The organism is Actinokineospora iranica (assembly GCF_900101685.1).
Lineage (GTDB): Bacteria > Actinomycetota > Actinomycetes > Mycobacteriales > Pseudonocardiaceae > Actinokineospora > Actinokineospora iranica.
In genome coordinates this window covers 158178-179025 of sequence record NZ_FMZZ01000005.1, presented here as the reverse complement: position 1 = coordinate 179025, position 20848 = coordinate 158178, and the positions used below count along the sequence as shown (strand labels likewise).

The window sequence follows — 20848 nt, the reverse complement described above, 5'->3', positions numbered from 1 at the left end:
TGACGGCAACCTGCCGGCCGGAGCCGAATTCCTTCCACCCGGGCGCGTCTTGTGGTATCCCCCGGCCAGGCGGAAAAGTATCGCGGCGCGGAAATCGTCCGGCCACTGTCACGTTGGTCCGCCCCACCCCCGAATACCAGGATGAACGCGGATTCTCACCGCGTCGCGTCGAAAGGAGCAGCGCCGTGGACGACACCCACGCCGCTCTGGTCAGCCCTGGCTCAGGTCAGCGGGCTGGGCAGCAGAAGGTGTGCGCGACCTGGGACCGGGTGCGGGCCATGCTGCCCGGCTCGGCGGGCGGGCCGACCATGGTCGAGGGCGTGCTGGCCCTGGACGACCCGGCCGAGGTCGCCACCCGGGCCGCGGAACTGCGTTCGGCCGCGCGGCGGCGCTTCCGCGGCACCGAGACGGGCCGCTCGCCGCTGCGCCCCAAGTCCCGCCGCGGCGCGGCGCCCACCGGCGGCGCGCGCTACCAGACGATCTACCAGATCGGCCAGCGCGACCCTGGACCCGTTGGCGCTGGCGAGGTCCGGCTGCGCCAGACCCTGCCGGTGCGGATGCTGCACGTGGACGACGCGATCGCCCTGGTCAGCACCGACCGGTCCGGCGACACCGCGCTGCTGGTGCGGTCCGAGCCGCTGCTGTCGATGCTCGCCGACTGGTTCGACCTGCTCTGGTCCGACTCGGCCACCCTCACGGTCCCCCTCGCCGACCGCGGCGCGGAAGTCCTCACCCCCGTGCGGCGGCAGGTCCTCGAACTGATGGTGGTCGGCAGTGACGACACGATCGCGCGGAAGCTGAACATGAGCACGACGACCGTCCGCAGGCACGTGAAGGCGATCTACGGGGCGCTGGGCGTGGACAGCCGGTTCGCCGCCGGGGTGGCCGCGGCGAAGCGCGGCTGGATCTGATCCGGTCATCCGGCGGATTTCCGCGTCCAGGCGCGCGCAGCGGCGGCGAGTGCCGGTGTGGTGCGCAGAATGTGGTCGACCACGGTCGTCACCGAGCTTTCGGCGTATTCGGCGAACCCGTGCTGCAACTGCGCGAATTGCCGATCCGCCAGCGCGGCGAGACTCGGCGGCAGCGCGTCGACGGCCAACGTCCCCCGCGCCCCCACCAACACCGGAATGATTTTCGCCCGGCCCGCCAGCGCGGCCTCGATCTCGACCCGCACCCAGTCGTGCGGGTCGTCCAGATGCGGTTTCCCGGTTCTCGCGTCGACCGCCGTCTCCCACCGCGGCCCGACGACGACGAGCAGCACCTCCGCTGCCCGCACTTTCGCCATCAGGTGCGGCGGATAAACCGTGCCCGGCGTCATCGAGCGGGTGTCCCGGAACACCGCGTCCGGCCCCAGCCGCGCGGCCAACGTTTTGTCGAGCAACACGGCGGCGGTGTGCGCGTCAGAGCTGCGATAGTTGACGAACACCAGCGGCCCCTCACCTTTCGGCGCGGCAACCCTGGCCCGCAGCGGCGCCAAAGTCTCAGTGAGCCACGCGGCCCCCGCCGGGTCGTCAAGGTCGCGGCCCAATTCCGGCACCGGCCGCAGCACGCCCGCCGGAACCCGGTCGCCGAACAGCAGGAACGTCCGCCGCGGAAGATTCTCGGTTGACGCCCAGACGATGCCCGCGGCCTCCGGCAGCTCCCGATGCAGGGTGGCGGCGTGCTTCCGGCTGCCCACAAACCCTTCCGGCCCATCGGTGACCGCCACCGGGTCCACCCCCGCCGCGGCGAGGTCGCGGTCGGACAGCAACGAGACCACCGCGATATCCCGGCTCACCCGCAGCGCCGAAACTTGCATCCCCGCCACCTCCCGGCGGCGCACCGTCAACACCCCACCTCCATTGCGGGAGGTGTGCGGAAAGAACCACTCAGCGAGCGCCGTGACCTCGGATTCCGAGGCGTAGAGCCAGCTGTAGCCTCCATCAAGACTGTCGAACCGCATCGCCCGCGGCCCGACGACATCGAACTCGTCAACACCTCGGTCGCGCGGGTGCACCCGCCAAAGCAGGCTTCCCGCGGGAACCAAGAACCGCGCGGGTCGCCGCCGCTGACCGGACACACTGCCTCCTCACCCGCCCTGCCTCCAGTCTGGCGTGCGGTCAGGGGTGCGCGCTGGCGATCGAGAGGAACCTGCCAGGGCTGGATCTCGGTGGGTGAGTGTTGCTCGATGGTTTCCCGGGGGCTCTGCTCGGGTCTTGTCTGCTCGCTGGGGTGGAGTGGTTTCTTCGGGGCCCCTACGAAGGAAGATCCCGTCGTGGAAAAGACGGGTGGGGAGCCTTCGGCCCCACGACCACGGCAAGTTCAGGGATCTTCCTTCACCCCCAAAGAAACCACTCCACCCCATCGAGCACCGGGCGAGCCTCGATTCGGCCTGGCAGGAAGGCGGGTTTGCTCCCTGCTCCACCATCTGGCACCTGGAAGGACCGGGCCTGGCTGGCAGAGAGCGGTCATCCTCCTTGCTCCGCCCTCCGAGCACCTGGCAGCTTTGGGTCCGGTTGACAGAAGGAGCCGGTGCGCTGGTCCACCCCGTCGAACTCCAGGCAGGGTTGGCTCCGTTGGCGGATGACTGTCAGGTGCGGCAGGCCGCACCATGCCCGCGAAAAGCCTTCAATTGCCTGCCCACAGCCCCCACAACAAACCCCGCCCACCCTGGGGCCGGGCCCTGCTCCAGTCTATCGGCGCAGGTCAGCGGGGGGAAGAGGGGGCGCTCGGGCTGTGGATAACTCGCGATCATCAGCTCGGACGATCAGCGGGAAGTTGGCCGGGTTGGGTGCGGCTCTGTGCTGCTCCACCGGGCCATCCCCTGAATGGAAGTCAGTCGTCGTGGCGGACGCGGCGAGATTGTTTGGTTTGGGCTCGGCGTTTCTTGTCCGTCAGTCTGCGTTCGCGGGAGCCGCGGGATGGTTTGGTGTCTCGGCGGGTGGGTGGGGGTGGTTCGGCGGCTTGGCGCAGGAGCGCGGTCATGCGTTCGCGGGCGGCGGCGCGGTTGGCGAGTTGGGCGCGGTATTCGCTAGCCGCGATGGTGATCACGCCGTCTACTAGGCGGTTCGCCAGGCGGTTGAGTATTCGGGTGCGCAGGTGCGCTGGGATCGAGGGGGAGTTCTCGACGTCGAAGGAGAGTTCTACGCGGCTGTCGGCGGTGTTCACGCCCTGGCCGCCGGGGCCGGACGACCGGGAGAACCGCTCGCGCAGTTCGGTCGCCGGGATCACCAGCGTTCTGGACACCACCAACTCGTCGGGCACCGGTCCAGGATGCCGCACTTGGCCACCGAAAAGCGATGCGGTTTACCCGGTGGCCAAGCCCTTGAGCATCGCCACGGCGAACAGGAAGTCGATGGACAGGGCCTGCGGCGAGCGCCATTCGGGGCCGACGCCCGCGGTGTCCAGGACCTCGACCGTGGTGCCGTCGACCCGCTCCACGGTCACCATGACGACCACGGGAGACAGCGGCTGGGTCGGGTACGCGATGCTGACCCGCCGCCCCGAGCCGTCCGGGCCCCGCGTCTCCGCGCAGTTGGGCAGCGGCTTGCCGTCCTGCGCGCTCAGGCACCGGATTGTCGACTGGCGGGACCCGGTCTTGTAGGCGTCGATGGTGAACCACCGGTCGCCCGTGTCCGTCCGCAGTCTGGCCGCCAGCACGCCGCTCGTGGTGGACGTGTACCCGCCGCCGTCGCGTTTGCCGCTGACTCCGGTGGGCCAGGCGAGGTTTCCCGCGCGCATCAGGTCCTCAATGCGGGCGAGGTCGTCCAAGTGCTTCGTGGTGGTGGTCTGCGGGGGCAGCGGATTCGAGGACAGTGGATTCGAGGACAACGGATTCGAGGACAGCGGGGCCCGAGTGGTGGTCGTCAGCGGCGCGTCGGTCGGCGGGGCGGGGGCCCGGGGCCGGTCGGTCGTGGACACCGGCGCGGCTGGCTGGATCGTGTCGGAGCGGTTGTACGCGCCGCCGGTGAGCGCGGTCGTGCCGATCACGGCTACGGCCACCACCGCGGCCACCCCGCCGACCGCGACCGTGCGGCGGCGGCGCAGCGCGCGTCGCCCGTCGGCGATGACCACGTCCCGGTCCAGGGCCAGCGGCGGCTCGTCCCGGACGGCCAGCGCGAGCAGGTCGCGCACGTCATCGGTCATCGTTGGCCCTCGAACAGGACGCGCCCGTTGGCCAGCAACTCGCGCAGGGCGGCGAGACCCTTGGACGCCTGGCTTTTGATCGTGCCTTCGCTCTTGCCGAGCATCTGCGCCGTCTCGGCGACCGAGAGGTCTTCCCAGTAGCGCAGCACCACGACCGCGCGTTGTCCGGCGGGCAGCCGCGCGAGCGCGCGCCGGACATCGACCGCGTCGTCCACTCCGGACGGGGCGACACCGATTTCCGGCAGGCTCTCGACCACGCTTTCCCGTCTTCGGAAAGCGCGCCGGGAGTCGTCGATGGCCGCCCGCACCATCACCTTGCGGGCGTAAGCGTCCACACTGCCGTCGCGGTTCAGTCGCGGCCAGGCCACGTAGATCTTCGCGAGCGTCGTCTGCACCAGGTCCTCCGCGCGATGCCAGTCACCACCACTGAGCAGGAAGGCGGTTCTGCGCATGACGACGGCCCGGCTGTCGAGGTATTCCCCGAACTCCGCGTCCCGATCCGGCACTGGTCCCCCTCACCTCAACCGTTAACACGGTTCAGCCCGGGGAAAGGTTGCCGCTAGAACCGGGGGTGGTCTCCGTGCAGTTCGGCGCGCGGCGCGTCGGCATCGGCGCTGGGCCGGACCTCGCCGAGAATCCAGGACGGCACGTGCCGGGCGGTGAGGACCGCCAGCGCCCGGTCGACGTCCTCGGGGGCGACGACCGCGACCATGCCGACGCCCATGTTGAACGTGCGCTCCATCTCCAGCCGGTCGACCCGGCCGCGCTGGGCGATCAGCGAGAACACCGGCTGCGGCGTCCAGGTGCCCCGGTCGATGGTGGCGCGCAGGCCGTCGGGGATGACCCGGGCCAGGTTCGCGGCCAGGCCGCCGCCGGTGATGTGCGCGAACGTGCGCACCTCGGTCTCGGCGATCAGGGCGAGGCAGTCCTTGGCGTAGATGCGGGTCGGCTCCAGCATCTCCTCGCCCAGGGTGCGGCCGAACTCCTCGACGTGCCCGGACAGCGGGATGCGGCCGATCTGCAGCAGCACGTGCCGGGCCAGCGAGTACCCGTTGGAGTGCAGACCGGAGGACGCCATGGCGATGAGCACGTCGCCGGGGCGCACCCGGTCCGGGCCGAGCACCGCGTCGGCCTCGACCACGCCGACACCGGTCGCGGACAGGTCGTAGGCGCCGTCGGACATCAGGCCGGGGTGCTCGGCGGTCTCGCCGCCAAGCAGGGCGCAGCCCGCCTGCACGCAGCCCTCGGAGATGCCCTTGACCAGCGCGGCCACCCGGTCCGGCAGGACCTTGCCGACGGCGATGTAGTCCTGCAGGAACAGCGGCTCCGCCCCGCAGACCACCAGGTCGTCCACGACCATGGCGACCAGGTCGATGCCCACGGTGTCGTGCACGTCAAGCGCTTGCGCCACCGCGATCTTGGTGCCGACGCCGTCGGTGGACGAGGCGAGCACCGGCTCCTTCCACCGGTCGAGCCGCAGCTTGAACAGCCCGGCGAACCCGCCGATGCCGCCCAGCACCTCGGGCCGGTTCGCCTTCGCGGCCCAGGGCTTGAGCTTCTCGACGGCCTCGTCGCCCGCCTCGATGCTCACCCCAGCCGCGGCGTAGGTGGCGTTGACGGTGGTCCCGGGGGAGCTGGTCACGGAGGAGCTGATCTCAGTCATGGCTCTTATCAGGTCGAAGGAATCGCGGTCAGGGGCGCTGCAGGGCGTCTTCGGCACCGTACCCGGCTGAGGGCACTGGCGCGGCGGACCCCGTCACACCCTTCTCGATGCCTTCGAGCAGGTGCTTGCCGATGAGCGCGTCATCCGGCAGCGGGATCGGGTACTCGCCGTCGAAGCAGGCCGAGCACAGCCGGGTGCGCGGCTGCTCGGTCGCGGCGACCAGGCTTTCCAGCGACACGTAGCCGAGGGTGTCCGCGCCGATGGAGCGGCGGATGCCGTCGAGGTCGAGCCCGTTGGCGATCAGCTCGGCGCGGGAGGCGAAGTCGATGCCGTAGAAGCAGGGCCACCGCACCGGCGGCGACGCGATGCGCACGTGCACCTCCAGGGCGCCCGCCTCGCGCAGCATCCGGACCAGGGCGCGCTGGGTGTTGCCGCGCACGACGGAGTCGTCGACGACCACGAGCCGCTTGCCGCGGATGACGTCGCGCAGCGGGTTGAGCTTGAGCCGGATGCCGAGCTGGCGGATGGTCTGCGACGGCTGGATGAAGGTGCGCCCCACGTAGGCGTTCTTCACCAGCGCCGTGCCGTAGGGGATGCCGCTGGCCTGCGCGTATCCGATGGCGGCCGGGGTGCCGGACTCGGGCACCGGGATCACCAGGTCGGCCTCGGCGGGGAACTCGGCGGCGAGCTTGCGGCCGATCTCGACCCGGGCGGCGTGCACCGACCGGCCCGCGATCGCGGTGTCGGGGCGGGCCAGGTAGACGTACTCGAACACGCAGCCCTTGGGCTCGGGCGTGGCGAACCGCGACGAGCGCAGCCCCTCGGCGTCGATGGCGATCAGCTCGCCCGGCTCGACCTCGCGCACGAACGACGCGCCCACGATGTCCAGGGCCGCGGTCTCGCTGGCCACGACCCAGCCGCGCTCCAGCCGCCCGAGCACCAGCGGCCGCACCCCGTGCGGGTCGCGGGCGGCGTAGAGGGTGGACTCGTCGGAGAAGGTCAGGCAGTACGCGCCGCGCACTGTCGGCAGCAGTTCGAGGGCGGCCTGCTCGATGCCCTTGTCCGCGGCGCCCGCGGCGAGCAGCCCGGTGAGCAGGTCGGAGTCGGTGGTGGCGCCGTTGCGGGTGTTGATCCCCAGCTCGGCGGCCCGGTCGCGCAACTCGGCGGTGTTGACCAGGTTGCCGTTGTGCCCGAGGGACAGGCCGCTGCCGGTGGCCGTGGTCCGGAACGTGGGCTGGGCGTTCTCCCAGGTGGTGGACCCGGTGGTGGAGTACCGGCAGTGCCCGACGGCGACGTGCCCGCGCAGCGAGGACAGCACCTGCTCGTCGAACACCTGGCTCACCAGGCCGAGGTCCTTGAACACGACAATTTGGTGACCGTCCGCGACGGAGATGCCCGCGGCTTCCTGCCCACGGTGCTGAAGCGCGTACAGCCCGTAATAGGTGAGCTTGGCCACTTCTTCGCCGGGGGCCCAGACGCCGAAGACGCCGCATTCTTCGCGCGGCTCGGCTTCCGGCTGCTCGGAGGGGAGATCGGGCTGGGAAGGGCCAGTGACGAACTGGTCGGTGACCACCGAAGCGCTCCCTGTGGACGGAAGTGAGGCTCTGTCCAGTGTAGGTGCTCCGCCGGGTGACCACGCCAAACCCCAGGTGGCCCCCGTCACGTGTGCGAAAGGCCTTACCGTGTGCGGCGTGTCCGCCCGCGCCACCCTGATCACCGTGACGGTGCTGCTCGCCGCCCTCGTGGTGGCGGGCGCCCTCGTGCCGATCCCCACCCCAGCCGAGATCCGCGGCTGGGCCGACGGCGCGGGCTGGGCAACCCCGGTGCTGTTCCTGCTCGCCTACTCGGTGCTGACGGTGGCCCCGATCCCGCGCACGGTCTTCAACCTGTCCGCGGGCCTGCTGCTCGGCGAGTTCGCGGGCGTCCTGATCGCCATGATCGCCACCGCCCTGGCGGCGACCCTGACCTTCGCCCTGGTCAGGGGCCTAGGCAGGCGGTGGGTGCAACCGCACCTGGAACGCGCGGCGCTCCGCGCGGTCAACCGCAGGCTCAGCGGCGGCGGCCTGGTCGGCATGATCTCGCTGCGGCTGATCCCGGTGGTGCCCTTCGCCCCGGTCAACTACTGCTGCGGCTTGTCGACCGTCGCGTTTCGGCCCTTTCTGCTGGGCACGGTCATCGGCAGCCTTCCCGGCACCGCCGCGGCCGTGATTCTCGGCGACGCGCTGACAGGCACCACGCCGCCGTCATTGATCGCGATCTACGCGGCGTTGGCGTTGCTGGGCGGCGCGGGGATGGTTTTCGTCCTCCGCCGCACCCAGCCTGATTTGGTCGAGGTGTGACGGGTCAGTCGCCGGAGCACCTGCCCTGGTGCAGCACGGCGTATGCGGTGTGGTTCTGGCAGTTGTAGCGGTGGAGTTCGCATTCGTTGGTGAAGGTTTGCCGGTGGCCGGTGAGCGGGTCCATGCCGCAGACGGGGATGTAGACGGCTTGACAGAATCCTGGGCATTGCTGAGGCGCCTCTGCTGAGGCGGTTGCCTGCGCGGCCATCAGTGCGGCGACCGCGGCCAGTGGCAGGGCCAGGTTTCGGAGCATGGGAATGGTCGCTTCCCCAGGTGATCGGCGGATTTCTCCTTTCTCCAGGACAGCACTGCCTTTGGCCTGCTTAAACGGGCGTAATCCCATTGAGGGACTTGAAGTAACCCGTGTGGGTAGGGCTCGCTTTGTGGGGTTTGCTCGATGGAGTGGAGTGGCTTCTTCGGGGCCCCTACGAAAGAAGATCCGTCGCGGGGAAAGACGGGTGGGGAGCCTTCGGCCCCACGACCACGGCAAGTTCAGGGATCTTCCTTCACCCCCAAAGAAACCACTCCACCCCATCGAGCACCTGGCAGGGCAGGGCACCGCTTTGTGGGGGGCGGCTGGCGAACCCACCGCATCCCAGACCATGACTTTCACCGGCTTGTCGCGCCCGCAGCCCCCACACAACAAGCCCCACCCACCCTGGGGGCTGACCCCGCTCCAGTCTATCGGGCCAGGCCGACAATCGAGGTGGGACGATCTTGCCTGTGGATAACTTGGCCACGGCCGGGGTGCCTGCTACCGGCACGAGGGGTGAGATCGGCGATCGAAAGCGGATTTCGCGGAGGTGGCTGGTCAGGGAAGCCGCAGCAGTGGCAGCAGTTCAGACAGGTCTGCCCTTGCTCCTGAGGCGTTGACCTGGCCGTTTTCCACGGCGTTGGGCCAGGTCAGCCTGCCCGTTGCCAGTTCCAGCCAGGTTCGGGGGTCGGTTTCCACGACGTTGGGTGGGGTGCCTCGGGTGTGGCGGGGGCCTGCCACGCACTGCACCGCCGCGAAGGGGGGCACCCGCACCTCCACCGTGTGGCCGGGGGCGTCCTGTTCCAGGGTGCGCAGGGTGAGGCGGACCGCTGCCGCCAGTTCGGTGCGGGGTGGTTGGTCGCCGCCGTCGAGCCAGGGGAGGATCGCGGTCACCGCGGCGCGTAGGTCGGTTGGGTCTATGTGTTTGCGGCTCACGGGGTGATGTCGGTCAGGACCTCGTCCACGTGGTGGGTGAGGCGGCGGTGGTCGGCGGGGGAGATGGTGGTCCAGAGGGCGCCGTCGGGGGCTGCTCTGCGGATTTGCAGGTAGCGGCCCTGGTCGGTGTCGAAGTAGGAGACCACCCGGTCGGCGCGTTGTCTGCGGCCTAGGCGGTCGCGGGCGGCGGCGCCGAAGTTGCCGGTGCCGCGGACGTCGGTGATCATTTCGGTGAGGGCGAGGGCGTCGTCTGGGCGGACGCCGCGGGCCAGCAGGGCGGCCTCGAAGGCCTTCTGGGTGCCCTGTGCCGCGTTGGCCGCGGCCTCGAAGTCCTCGGTGCGCAGGGTCACCGACTGCCCGGGTCCGGCTGGCAGCGCGGGCAGTTCGCCGACCGCCGCCGAGGCCAGGCCGGACGGGGACGTGCGCCGCAGGGTGATCGTCTCGCCGGTGAGGACGGCTAGCGCGCCGTCGTTGTCGCCGAGGGAGCAGGCGAGCAGCCGCACCGGGTGCCCGGTCCACAGCCTGCCGTCGACCTCGCGGTCGGGGCGGGCGAGCAGGGTGAACAGGTGCTCGATCTCGGGGTGGATGTCGACCTTGCGGCCGAGGCCGCGCGCGTCGAGTCCGGCCCAGACGCGTTCTTCGAGCTGGGCGCGTTCCTCGTAGGTCTTGCCGGGTGAGGGCACCTTGACCACCAGCGGCATCGTCCCTGGCCCCAGGTGCTCCCACAGCACGTCGAACTCGAGGGTGGAGAGCGAGATCGGCTCGCTCTCCACCTCGACCGCCCCGAACGGCATCACGTGTCGCTACCGCCGAGGACGGCCTGCGAGACGGTGCGGTCGTCGCCGTAGAGGTCCTCGGTTTCGACCAGGTAGGTGGCGGACTCGTAGTTGTCGTCGTCCTCGTCGGCCGCGCCGCGCCCGCCCGCGCCCAGCGGGCCGCCGATCCCGCCGCGCCCCGGTTGCGCGCCTGCCGCGGTCCGGCCGCCGAGGGCGGTTTCGCCGCCAGCGCCGCCGAACGCGCCCGCCATGCCGCCGCGGCCGATCTGCGCGCCCTGCCGGGTGCTGTCCGCGCCGATGCCGCCTGGGGCGCCCGCGCCGGACCCGATACCGCCCTTGGCGCCGCTGCTGTTGCCGCCGCCGAGACCTTGCGCGCTGTTGACGCCGCCGACCGGGACGCCGCCCGGGGTGAACTGGCCACCGCCGGTCACCGGGGAGCCGGTCGACAGCGCGGAGTTGAACGTCGTGACCGTCGGCCGCGGCGGCTGCGCTCCGCCGCTCGGCTGCGTGAACCCGGCGGGCGCGGTCGACGACGACGGCGGCACGAACCCGGACGGCGTCGTGACCGCACCCGAGACCGATGGCGGCGTGAACGAGCCGTGCTGCCCGCCCGCCACCAGCGGGGTGAACTGCGCGCCACCCGAGGGCGGCGCGGCCTGCGCGGGCGCGAACGCCGCAGCGGACGTGCCGGACCCGGTGCTCGGATTCGTGAAGGCCGCGCCGAACGTGCCGACCGCGTAGCCGGTGCCGCCCGCGGGGGCCGGGGTGGCGATCACGACGTCCGGCGGCGGCACGAAGGTGCCGAGCGTGTTGGTGTTGAACTGGCTGCTCGACTGGTAGGACTCCATGGTGTCCACGGCCTTCTGGGAGGCCGCGTCCTGCTGGGCCTCCTGCGCCTCGTGGTCCTGGGCCTGCCCGGCGACCGCGGCGGCCGGTCCGGCGTCGCCGGTGAGCAGCGCGGCGCCCGCGGTGACCATCTGCCAGCCGGACGGCTTGGGCGTGGTCACCTCGACCGGCTCGGGCATCTCGGCGCGCGCCCTGGCGATCATGTCGGCCTGGTATTCGGTGGAGGCGCGCATCCCGGTCGCGCCGGACTGCGCGTCGCCTGCCCACGCCTGCAACGGGGTGAGGCCTGCGTGGGCCTGATCGGCCGCGCCGCCTTCCCAGGTGGCCTGCATGGTGCTGAGCTTGGTGTTGAGGTCGGCGTCGATCTCGGCCAGTTCGGCGGCGAGCGCCTCCCAGTACGCCGTCTGCGGGGTCGACGCGGCCGGGCCGGGACCACCGTTGATCATCGCGTGCAGTGTCGGGTGGTCATACCCGCGCCACCGGTGCATTGCCATTCGGATCACCCTCGGTTGTCGCTGGTCGGCCTAGGCCGGGTGGATCTTGCCCCACATGAGGTGGTTGGTGCCCTCGGTGCGCAGGTAGCCCTCCTGGGCGGTCTCCAGCGCTTCGATCGCCTTGCCCAACTGCTCCTGGTAGCCGCGCAGGCAGGCGATGGCCGAGTCGGCGGCGCCGCTGTTGGTCCGCTGCAGGAATTCGGTCGCGGTCTCGCCGCTCACCGGGTCGTCGGCCCAGCGGGGCACTTCCAGCCCGTCGAGCGCCCGCACCTTCTCCGACACCCGGTCATACGCCTCACGGAAAGCGGCAAGCGCCCCCGGAATCGCGGAGGGCTCGATCCGCAGCGTCTGCGTCCCGGCGAAGGCGGGTTCCACAGGTGGGACCGAACCCCCGCCGCCATCGGCTAGAAACACCGTAGCTTCTCCCCTGGTCCTGTGCGTTTGCGACGACTGTAGCTCTGATGCCCGGCGCGGCGGAATGGTTCCCACCACGCCATGACGATCAGCCCACCTGATTCCCGAACATGATCACAACGCGCACGCGCGGGAACCGTGTGGTGACCTACCGTAGCGGGAACCTACGATAACGGGAACCCAACCTCGGTCAGGGAGCCGTATTCATGGAGCAGCCGGAGATCACTCTCGACATGCGGGCGAGCGCACTGTCGAACCCCAACAGCTGGCTTTATGTCATCGACCCCGCCTTCGCCCCGGACGAAGACGTGCCCCCGTGGGGCCTGGTAGGCGCCTACCCGGTCGACGCCCGAGGACAGATCGGCGACCGCTTCCGCCCCAACCTCGACTACCGCCCATCGCCGACAGCCCTGCGAATGCCGCCCCCCGCGAACCGCTTGGAAAAGATCATCCAACTCATCCACACCCGACACCGCCCCCAAGCGGCCCTACTGCCGGTTTTGTTGGACTCCACCCTGCTCGTCTACGCCACAACCCCCACCGACCGAACCATCGTCGGATTCCCGAACAGCGCAGGCAAGATCATGATTCCGGCCTGCACCTCCACCACCCACATCCCCCAATCCTGGCCGGCCTGGCGCGAGATTCAAGGACACGACCTGGCCCCACTGCTCAACGGCCACCCCCTGGCCCTCAACCCGGATGGTCCGATCACCGCCCTGATCCCAGCGGAACGCCTCGGATCGAGATCCTTCGCAAGGTAACCCGGCAGGGGGATATACCCACAGCACTGTCCACAAAGCCCCACCTGCCTTGCCCTTCGACCGAACCCAAACACCAGGGTGCCACTGATCTTCCACCCCATGATCGCGAGTTATCCACAGGCGCGACGCCGCATCTTCCCCGCGCTGACCTGCGGCGATAGACTGGAGCGGGGTCAGCCCCCAGGGTGGGTGGGGCTTTGTGGTGGGGCTGCGGGTTTGCGAAAGAAGGTCTTTTGCAGGCATAGGGCGGCCTGCCACACGCGCCGGTGCCAGGCCGAGCCCGTCCCTGCCAAGTACTCGATGGAGTGAAGCAGCGAACTGCCTACCAGCCGTGCCGCGCGAAGGTCCCCAGTGCCTGGTGCAGAAGTGGCAAACCCTCCAACCGGCACCAATGCCCGCCAGCCCCCGAGAAGCCCCAGAGCCCTCACCGCTCCAGCCAGCGCTCGATCTCCTCCGGCGGCCCAGGCTTGGCGAACAGCCACCCCTGCGCACTGTCACACCCGAACTCCCGCAACCGCTCCGCCTGCTCCGGGTCCTCCACCCCTTCAGCGATGACCTCATGCCCCAACGCATGTGAGAGCGCGATCAACGTGGTCACGATCTGAGCATCAGCCGGGTCGGCGGCGGGCGAGTTCCGCAATCCCTCCATGAACGATCCGGCGAGCTTGATCGCATGAACGGGCAAATGCCGTAGGTAAGCCAGGTTCGAGTATCCGGTCCCGAAGTCGTCGATGGCGATCCGCACTCCCAGATCCGACAACTCCCGCAAAGTGCGCAGCGGTCCCCCCGTGGTCCCCATGATCGCGCTCTCGGTCAGTTCCAACTGGATGGCCGACGATGGCAAGTTGGCCGCCCGCAGGATAGTCGTCACGTCCGCGACCAGCGTCGGTTCCTCGGTCTGCCGAGCGGCAAGGTTCACGCTCACCATCGGCGCGTGGGCGCCATAGATGTCATGCCATCGGCGAGCCTGCCGGGAAGCCTCCCGCAGCACCCACAACCCCAGTGGGACAATCAGCCCGGTTTCCTCGGCCAATCCGATGAACTGGTCCGGTCCGAGCCTGCCGAACTCCGGGTGCGCCCACCGCACCAGAGCCTCGACGCCGACCAGTTTCCCGTCGCCGAGGCGAACGATCGGCTGATAGTCCACATAGAACTCTTCACTTTCCACCGCGGCGGGCATCCGCGCGGACAGAGTGAACCGGGCGACTTCACGTGCGTTGCGCTCGGGGTCGTAGCCCGCCCACCGGTTCTTGCCATCGGCCTTGGCCCAGTAAAGGGTGACGTCGGCATCGCGCATGGTCTCGGCCGGGGTCGCCGTCACGACCGCGCGCTCGACCAGGCCGATACTCGCCGACACCGCGAGCCGGTGCCCGCCAATGGGAACGGGCTCGGCCAGCGCCGCCAGAATCCGCTCAGCCAGCGCCACCAGGTCGGCCCGCCCGGTGCTGTGTTCGACCAAGACCACGAACTCGTCACCGCCGAGCCGCGCCACCATCCGGTTGGGCGCGGTGACCAGCTCGTCGAGCCGGGCGGCGACAGCCACCAAGAGATCGTCGCCGATGTCGTGTCCCAGGCTGTCGTTGATGACCTTGAAGCCGTCGAGGTCGAGGTAGCAGACACCGACGCGGTTGTCGCCACCCTCAGCGAAAGCGGCGTTCAGCCGCTCGGTGAACAGCGCCCGGTTGCCGAGCCCGGTGAGCGGATCATGGTTGGCCTGGTGCCGCAGCCGCTCTTCCAGCAGGTGCCGTTCGGTGATGTCCTCCAGCATCCCCACCAGGAACTGCGGCGCGCCGGTCTCATCGCGGACCAGGGACACCGACAGGTTCGTCCACAGCGGCGACCCGTCGGCGCGGCGCAGCATCCGCTCCATCCGGTAGTGATCGCGTTCGCCCGCGCTGATCTCGGTGAGCGGCCGCTGCATCGCCGGGGGCTCGTTCGGAAAACGCAGTTCGGACACGTGCATACCGCGCATCCGCTCGACCGAGTAGCCGAGCATGGCCGCCATGGCTGCGTTGACTTCCAGCAGCTTGCCCTGCGCGTCGGAGATGCCGATGCCGACCGCGGCCTGGCTGAACATGGCGCGGAAGCGGGCCTCGCTGGCCATCAGCGCGGCCTCGGCGCCGCGGCGGGCCTCCAGTGCGGCGCGGCGGATGGACTCCTGGTCGCGGAAGATCGTGTCGCGCATGGCGGAGGCGAAGCCGCAGGCGAACGCGGCCTGGATCGCGGGCAGCCTGCGGCGGGCGATCTCGGCGTCCTCGGGGCCGTCGGCGCCGACTTCGCGGAGCAGGTCTTCGCCGATCACGCGCAGGGAGACGGCGAGGGTGCGGGCTCCGGTCAGGCGCAGCCCGACGATGCCCGAGCCGACGCTCTCGACCGGCTCCGGGTCGAAGCGCTCGGCGCGGAGCGCGGCCAGCAGGACACCGGTGTAGCCGCGCACTCGCTCGACCAGGCCGCGGTGGTCCATCGCCACGTAGCCGGTCTCGGCGAGCACGGCCGCCCACATCCGCGCGAACGCGTCGGGTCCGCCCACCAGTCTCCTTCCCGAGGGGGTTCAAGCAAAGTTTCGCCTGTTCACGGCCAGGTAGCCACCCCGGAGCCGAGTTTGCGACCTCTTCCGGCCTCTGTTGACATAGGGGAACAGGCCAGCTACCCCAGGTGCGCGAGGTAAATGATCTTTCGGGGGAAATTTTCGAGCGCGGCGAAGCTCATCGCCCCTGCTCACCCGGGTTATAGTGATAAATTCACGCAAAGACGTGACAAATGGATAGTTATCCCATCACACTTGATGGGCGACCTGCTACCCCTGTTCGGCGGGTCGACGTGAGGGCACTCGGGAAAGGGCGACCAATGAAGTCCTCTATCCACGGCGTGAGACGGCTTCTGACCACGACGCTGACCGCCTGCGCCTTGCTCATCGGCCTCACCGCCCCGGCTACCGCCGCGGGCCGTGGCGCCGAGCGCGCGACCCAGGAGACAGACCACGCGATGGGGTCGCAGATCCGCAAGCACGAAGGCGGCGACCCGTCCGCGGGCAACCAGACCACGGGCAACGGGTCCGACGTCGGCGTGCTGGCCACCGTGTCGGGCATCGATGTGTCCGGCCACCAGGGCAACGTCAACTGGGCCTACCACTGGGGCCAGGGCAAGCGGTTCGCGTACGTCAAGGCCACCGAAGGCACCGGCTTCAAGAACCCGTATTTCACGCAGCAGTACAACGGCTCTTACAACGTGGGCATGATCCGCGGCGCCTACCACTTCGCGTTGCCCGATCGCTCCAGTGGCGCCGCGCAGGCGAACTTCTTCGTCGACAACGGCGGCGGCTGGTCGCGCGACGGCAAGACGCTGCCCGGCGTGGCGGACTTAGAGTACAACCCGTACGGCGCGACCTGTTACGGGAAATCGCAGGCGGGGATGGCGGCGTGGATCCGGGACTTCGCCAACACCTACAAGGCGCGCACGAGCCGCGACGCGGTCTTCTACACCAGTGCCAACTGGTGGTCGCAGTGCGTGGGCACCGCGCAGGCGTTCGCGAGCACCAATCCGCTGTGGATCGCCCGCTACAGCTCCAGTGTGGGCGCGCTGCCCTACAACTGGTCATATTGGACGTTCTGGCAGTACACCTCGTCCCCACTCGACCAGAACTACTTCAACGGCGCCTACGACCGGCTGCGGGTGCTGGCCAACGGGTGACTCCTACCGCACCGGGGATGTGGGGGTTCCCGGTGCAGTAGCTTCCGCCCGTGAGCACCGCTTTCCTGATCGTGGGTATGGTCGCCCTGACCGCGGGCACGGCCGTGTTCGGCGTCTCGGCCAAGCGCGCGAGACGCGGCGTGGACGGGCGGTGGCTGCTCGGCACGGTGCTGGTCGCGGCCGGGCTGCTGGCGCTGGTCAGCGGCTGGTTGCTCACCGAGCCGAACCCGAACCGCGGCGAGGCGCTCAAGACCGGCGGACTCGCCGCGGGCTCGGTTGTCGCGCTCTACGCGCTGTGGCTCAACGACCGCAGGCGGCGGGTGGACGAGGAGCGCCAAGACGTCGAGCGGCGTCGGCAGGACCTGGAGTCGGCCCGCGCCGAGCACGATCGCGAACGCGTCGCCGACGAGCGGTTCGCGCGTGCCGTCGAACTGCTGGGCAGCGACGCCGACCAGGTTCGGGTAGGCGCGTTGCACGCGCTTGCCGGTCTCGCACGGAACCGCCCTTACTACACACAGACAGTCCTGGACGTGTTCTGCTCTTACCTGCGTAGGCCGTTCAACCGGTCCGCGTTGGACGAGCACGAACTCCAGGTGCGCAGGACCGCGCAGCGACTCATCGCCGACCTGCTGCCGCCGCCCGACTCCGACCTGCGCTACGACCTCGACCTGACCGGCGCCGACCTGGAGTACTTCGACCTCGGCCGACGCGCCGTCGGCACACTGGTCATGCGGCACACCGTCTTGCACAGCTCGAACGCGCTGTCGCGAATGCAGGTGTGGGGGGACGCCTGGTTCACCGGGGCGGTCAACCACGGCAACCTCTACATCCACGACTCGACATTCCACCGCAAAGCGTGGTTCAGCGGCTTCATATCCCGCGGCCCCGCGCTGTTCTCCCGAACCCGATTCCACGGCCCGACCAAGTTCGCCGGTTCCCGATTCCTGGACCGGCTCGACCTGTCCGGGGAACCGAACGCCACGCGCGTCCGTCCATAGCTGCCGTAAGGTTCCGTGACGGCCTCCGGGGGTGGACATGGCGTTCTACGGCGATCCAGACGAGCTGGACCGACTCGCCGGTCAGATCGAGCAGCGCGCCGACGACGTGCGCAAGCACGGCGCGGACATGGACACCCAAGCTGGCGCGATGCGCTGGAAGTCCATCGCGGCCGACCGCTGCCGCGAGTCCGTGGCCGGTGACCGCAAGTCCCTCGACGGCACGGCCGACAAGCTCGACGATGCCGCCGCGATCCTGCGTCAGCACGCCCAGCAGGTGCGGGAGCTGATCGCGGCGATCAAACGCATCGCCGAGTCGGTCGTGAACTGGTTCAACGGCGCGATCGACCGGTTCAACAAGGCGGTGGAGAGCTTCAAGAACGCCGTTGCCGACATGGCAGACGCGGTGGGCGATGCCCTCGGGTTCGGCGGCGACGAGCCCAAGCCGCCCAAGCCGCCGTGGGAGGGCTGGAAGTACCAGCCGGACAACCTGCCCCCGCCCGGCGACAAGCAGTGGCTGGAAGTCGGCGAGTTCATGCGGGCGCAGGGGGTCGCGTGATGGCGCCGCCGACCCCGGTGCCCGCCGCGCACCGGCTGACCCTGACCGCCCCGGAGTACGCGTACCTCCTGGACAAGACCGGCGTAACCATGCCGCCGGACTGGCAGCCCGCGCCGGATATCGCCGATGAGAGCGGCCTGTTCGACAAGGGAGTCCTGCGCGGCTCCGCTGACCTACTTACCGTGCACCCGTCGATCGAGGCGAACCTGCGTGTCCTCGCCGGGCCGCAGATCATGATCGACACCACCGCGACCATCGGCGCGCGCGGCTCCCGCTGCGTGCACGCCGTCGCGGGCCGGGTCGGCGCGTCCCTGTTCGCGCTGCCGGACGCGGCCGTCGAGCTGTCCATGTTCGCCGCGGTCGACCTCGGCCGCGAACTGGTGCGCGCGGTCCCCGCCGAGGAGACCGGCATCGGCTCCGCGCTGGACGACACCGACGACGCCGAGCCGCTGCGTGGCCGCATCCCGCTGGCCGCCCTGCACGAACTGGGCGTGGCCGACCTGCTGCGCCCCGCCGACCCGCAGGCCCCCGCGCACGTGCTGGCCGAGCTGAAGCTGCCCCCGGCTGAGGCCGAGTTCGCCGTCGCGGTCGTGCGCCGCACCGACGGCGTGCTGCGCGCCCTGGTCACCGCGCTGGTCGGCGGCGGTGTCCGCACCGCCCAGCTGACCTGGCTGCACAGCGACACCGGCTGGGTCGGCATCCGACCCGCCCCGACCGGGGCCGATCGCAAGCTGGTCGACCTCGAACCCGTCGACCGAACCGATCTCGGGGTCTGGCTGGCCCCCTTCGTGGCGGAGGCGCTGACGTGACCGGCCCAGGAGTGTCCAACATCAGCGTGACCGGCGGCGCGGGCGGCAGCGACGCCCACTACGAGGACCTCGCCGCCCTCGGCGACCTCACCGACGACGTCGCGGGCTCCACCCTCACCATCGCGATGACCAGCCACAAGTACCTGGCCGACGCGGACGTGCTGGCGTCCGCGCTGCTCAACCCCGGCGGCGTCGCCAAGTTCGAGGGCGCGATGCTCAACGCCCTCGACGGCCCCAGCGGCCTCACCGCGACCTCGGCCACCATCGGCGTGCGCGGCCTGACCCTGCAAGCCACCAACCAGGCGTACCAACTGGTCGACGACCTCAACGCCAAGGCCCTGGAAGCGTCCCGCTGGCTCGCGGGCGCCGCCGTGGTCGCCATGCCCGGCCTCGCCGTGGCGGGCGTGGGCGCCATCGCCACCGACGTCTACCTGAACTACGACGGCGACTGGCAGAAGTGGCTGGTCGACCACCCCGGCATGATCGACACGATCCTCGGCATGTCCCCCGGCGCGCTCAGCGCCCTCGGCCTGCCCACCGACCTCGCCACCCTCACCGAACTCATCGCCGCCGCCTACCCCGACGGCGACCCGAAACTCACCGATCTCGGGGAGGACCACAGTGCCATCGCCACTGATCCGCCGGACGGTCTCGGCGAACTGCTGAACGGCCTGGACCACCGCAACGGCACCGACGCCAATCTCGATATCCGCAAGGTCACCCAACCGGACGGCACCGTCGCCTACATCGTCGACATCCCCGGCACGAAGGTGTGGAACCTGCCTGGCGACGACAAGGGCAGCGCCAACGACTTCGGCACCAACATCGACGGCATCGCGGGCAATCCCACCGTTCTGCAGGAAGGCATCCAACAGGCGCTCGCCGACGCGGGCGTGCCGAAAGACGCACCGATCATGCTGGTCGGCCACAGCCAGGGCGGTATCGTCGCCGCGCGCACGGCGGGCCCGCTGGTCGATGACGGCTACAACGTGACCCATGTGGTCACGGCGGGTTCGCCGGTGGGCGGGGTCGACATCCCGGATAGCGTGCAGATGCTGTCGCTGGAGAACAGCGGCGACATCGTGCCGCACCTCGACGCGGAGGACAACCCGGACAGCGACAACCGCACCACGGTCACATTCGACAACCAGACCGGGACAATCGGCGGGAACCACCAGATCAACGGCAACTACACGGACGCGGCGACCGCGCTCGACTCCAGCAACGACCCGTCCGTTCAGCGGTTCAGGGAGAGCGCGGGAGTGTTCTTCGGCGGCAAAGAGGTCGACACACACCAGTACAAAGTGGAGCGGAAGCCGTGAGGACGCTCGTCGCGCTGGCCAGCCTGGGAATGCTCACCGCGGGGATGCTCGCGGGGTGCGCGGAGTCCAAGCAGGCGCCCGTGTCGGCGGAGTTCACCAGCACGGTGACCAGCCTGCTCGGCGCGGTCGACGGGTCGGCGCGGCCCACGTTCGACGCGTTGACGTGCGGAAGCGTGTTCGACGCGTCGGGGAACGATCTGGTGGCGATGTGGGCGGACGCCACCGTGCGTGATGTGTCCGCGGCGGAACTGCGGGCGGCGGGAATCAAGGCGGGGTGGCAGCCCCAGGTCGCGGAGGGGTTCGATCTGGTGCTGATCGGGCCGCACGAGGTGAAGTTCGCGCTCAAGGGCGACAAAGTGCGGGCGGAACTGGCGAAGTGCTCGATCTCCGGGCGGCACCAGGAACTGTCGATCGATCTGCGGCCCGATCTCACCGCGGAACAGCAGCGAGCGATGTCGCCGGGCTTCGCCGCCGCCGCGCGAGCGGCCAAGGGAGTCGCGGAGATCGCCGGGGAACCCGTTGACGTCAAGACGTTTCCCGCGTCCGGCCAGATCACGGACGCGCCTGACGTGTCGTTGACGACCTGCGGCGCGGGCGGGGGCGCCCGGGGCGCCAGGTGGTATGCCTCGACACGGCAAGGCATCACGGCCGCGCCTGATCTCAAGCAGCGCGTCCTGGACTACCTTGGTCCGGAGTGGACAGTCGACCCCCGGGAGGGGCAGCCCGGCTATCTGGCCGCGAGCAGGCCCGCGGACCAGGTCGGGTTCACTGTTTCCCTTCGCACGCCCAAGAACGCGGGCGCGGAAATGGAGTTGGTCGCCAACGGGGAATGCGTGCTGGTCGCGGGGCCGTGACGCACGGCC

The 20848-nt window shown here is 70.0% G+C and carries 21 protein-coding genes; 9 read left to right on the top strand and 12 right to left on the bottom strand.

Going from position 1 to position 20848, the window contains the following annotated elements:
- Nucleotides 1-185 precede the first annotated feature (185 nt).
- Complete coding sequence (locus tag BLS56_RS12740) at nt 186-911, top strand: helix-turn-helix transcriptional regulator (protein ID WP_175482798.1); 726 nt, start codon at nt 186-188, stop codon at nt 909-911.
- A gap of 5 nt (nt 912-916) precedes the next feature.
- On the opposite strand, the gene BLS56_RS12735 is transcribed toward BLS56_RS12740, so the two are convergent.
- From BLS56_RS12735 to purF, 6 genes are all read right to left on the bottom strand, one after another.
- On the bottom strand, nt 917-2059 hold the full coding sequence (locus tag BLS56_RS12735; RefSeq protein WP_091450222.1) for an RES domain-containing protein: 1143 nt from the start codon (nt 2057-2059) through the stop codon (nt 917-919).
- Between the two features lie 755 nt (nt 2060-2814).
- Nucleotides 2815-3243, bottom strand: a complete 429-nt coding sequence (arfB, locus tag BLS56_RS12730) for an alternative ribosome rescue aminoacyl-tRNA hydrolase ArfB (protein ID WP_091450221.1) — start codon at nt 3241-3243, stop codon at nt 2815-2817.
- A gap of 42 nt (nt 3244-3285) precedes the next feature.
- Nucleotides 3286-4125, bottom strand: coding sequence for a hypothetical protein (locus tag BLS56_RS12725; protein ID WP_139190645.1), 840 nt, complete (start codon nt 4123-4125; stop codon nt 3286-3288).
- Nucleotides 4122-4631 carry a SigE family RNA polymerase sigma factor gene (locus BLS56_RS12720; RefSeq protein ID WP_091450219.1) on the bottom strand — a complete coding sequence of 170 codons (510 nt, stop codon included), beginning with the start codon at nt 4629-4631 and terminating at the stop codon, nt 4122-4124. Before BLS56_RS12720 ends, BLS56_RS12725 begins: the two co-directional genes overlap by 4 nt.
- A gap of 53 nt (nt 4632-4684) precedes the next feature.
- Nucleotides 4685-5788 carry a phosphoribosylformylglycinamidine cyclo-ligase gene (purM, locus tag BLS56_RS12715; RefSeq protein ID WP_091450218.1) on the bottom strand — a complete coding sequence of 368 codons (1104 nt, stop codon included), beginning with the start codon at nt 5786-5788 and terminating at the stop codon, nt 4685-4687.
- Between the two features lie 28 nt (nt 5789-5816).
- Nucleotides 5817-7361, bottom strand: coding sequence for an amidophosphoribosyltransferase (gene purF / locus BLS56_RS12710; protein ID WP_091450217.1), 1545 nt, complete (start codon nt 7359-7361; stop codon nt 5817-5819).
- 118 nt (nt 7362-7479) lie between these two features.
- Here purF and BLS56_RS12705 point away from each other — a divergent pair, with 118 nt between their 5' ends.
- On the top strand, nt 7480-8127 hold the full coding sequence (locus BLS56_RS12705) for a TVP38/TMEM64 family protein (protein ID WP_228771590.1): 648 nt from the start codon (nt 7480-7482) through the stop codon (nt 8125-8127).
- Nucleotides 8128-8131: 4 nt separating this feature from the next.
- Here BLS56_RS12705 and BLS56_RS31380 read toward each other — a convergent pair whose 3' ends face one another.
- The 5 genes from BLS56_RS31380 to BLS56_RS12685 all read right to left on the bottom strand — a co-directional run bounded on the left by BLS56_RS31380 (nt 8132) and on the right by BLS56_RS12685 (nt 11807).
- On the bottom strand, nt 8132-8380 hold the full coding sequence (locus tag BLS56_RS31380) for a Kazal-type serine protease inhibitor family protein (RefSeq protein WP_175482797.1): 249 nt from the start codon (nt 8378-8380) through the stop codon (nt 8132-8134).
- Nucleotides 8381-8938: 558 nt separating this feature from the next.
- Nucleotides 8939-9316 carry a sterol carrier family protein gene (locus BLS56_RS12700; protein ID WP_091450216.1) on the bottom strand — a complete coding sequence of 126 codons (378 nt, stop codon included), beginning with the start codon at nt 9314-9316 and terminating at the stop codon, nt 8939-8941.
- Complete coding sequence (locus BLS56_RS12695) at nt 9313-10110, bottom strand: ESX secretion-associated protein EspG (RefSeq protein WP_091450410.1); 798 nt, start codon at nt 10108-10110, stop codon at nt 9313-9315. The genes BLS56_RS12700 and BLS56_RS12695 overlap by 4 nt, the downstream gene beginning before the upstream one ends.
- Nucleotides 10110-11432 carry a PPE domain-containing protein gene (locus BLS56_RS12690; protein WP_091450215.1) on the bottom strand — a complete coding sequence of 441 codons (1323 nt, stop codon included), beginning with the start codon at nt 11430-11432 and terminating at the stop codon, nt 10110-10112. The genes BLS56_RS12695 and BLS56_RS12690 overlap by 1 nt, the downstream gene beginning before the upstream one ends.
- 30 nt (nt 11433-11462) lie before the next feature.
- A complete protein-coding gene (locus BLS56_RS12685) occupies nt 11463-11807 on the bottom strand; it encodes a hypothetical protein (RefSeq protein WP_091450214.1) in 345 nt (114 codons plus the stop codon).
- 245 nt (nt 11808-12052) lie between these two features.
- On the opposite strand from BLS56_RS12685, the gene BLS56_RS12680 reads away from it, so the two are divergent.
- Nucleotides 12053-12610 carry a type VII secretion system-associated protein gene (locus tag BLS56_RS12680; protein WP_091450213.1) on the top strand — a complete coding sequence of 186 codons (558 nt, stop codon included), beginning with the start codon at nt 12053-12055 and terminating at the stop codon, nt 12608-12610.
- A gap of 424 nt (nt 12611-13034) precedes the next feature.
- On the opposite strand, the gene BLS56_RS12675 is transcribed toward BLS56_RS12680, so the two are convergent.
- Entirely contained in the window at nt 13035-15140 is a 2106-nt protein-coding gene (locus BLS56_RS12675) for a putative bifunctional diguanylate cyclase/phosphodiesterase (RefSeq protein WP_228771589.1), read from the bottom strand.
- 317 nt (nt 15141-15457) lie between these two features.
- Here BLS56_RS12675 and BLS56_RS12670 point away from each other — a divergent pair, with 317 nt between their 5' ends.
- The 6 genes from BLS56_RS12670 to BLS56_RS12645 are packed head-to-tail and all read left to right on the top strand — an operon-like array spanning nt 15458 to nt 20839.
- Complete coding sequence (locus tag BLS56_RS12670) at nt 15458-16300, top strand: lysozyme (RefSeq protein WP_091450212.1); 843 nt, start codon at nt 15458-15460, stop codon at nt 16298-16300.
- A 50-nt stretch (nt 16301-16350) separates the two neighbouring features.
- Nucleotides 16351-17298, top strand: coding sequence for a hypothetical protein (locus tag BLS56_RS30590; RefSeq protein ID WP_139190641.1), 948 nt, complete (start codon nt 16351-16353; stop codon nt 17296-17298).
- Between the two features lie 37 nt (nt 17299-17335).
- A complete protein-coding gene (locus BLS56_RS12660; protein WP_139190639.1) occupies nt 17336-17854 on the top strand; it encodes a WXG100 family type VII secretion target in 519 nt (172 codons plus the stop codon).
- Nucleotides 17854-18663 (top strand): ESX secretion-associated protein EspG, encoded by an 810-nt coding sequence (locus BLS56_RS12655; RefSeq protein WP_091450210.1) that lies wholly within the window; start codon nt 17854-17856, stop codon nt 18661-18663. Before BLS56_RS12660 ends, BLS56_RS12655 begins: the two co-directional genes overlap by 1 nt.
- Nucleotides 18660-19985 (top strand): lipase family protein, encoded by a 1326-nt coding sequence (locus BLS56_RS12650; RefSeq protein WP_139190637.1) that lies wholly within the window; start codon nt 18660-18662, stop codon nt 19983-19985. The genes BLS56_RS12655 and BLS56_RS12650 overlap by 4 nt, the downstream gene beginning before the upstream one ends.
- The gene (locus BLS56_RS12645; protein ID WP_091450208.1) at nt 19982-20839 is read left to right on the top strand and encodes a hypothetical protein; all 858 of its coding nucleotides are present in this window, start codon (nt 19982-19984) and stop codon (nt 20837-20839) included. The genes BLS56_RS12650 and BLS56_RS12645 overlap by 4 nt, the downstream gene beginning before the upstream one ends.
- The last annotated feature ends 9 nt before the right edge of the window (nt 20840-20848 follow it).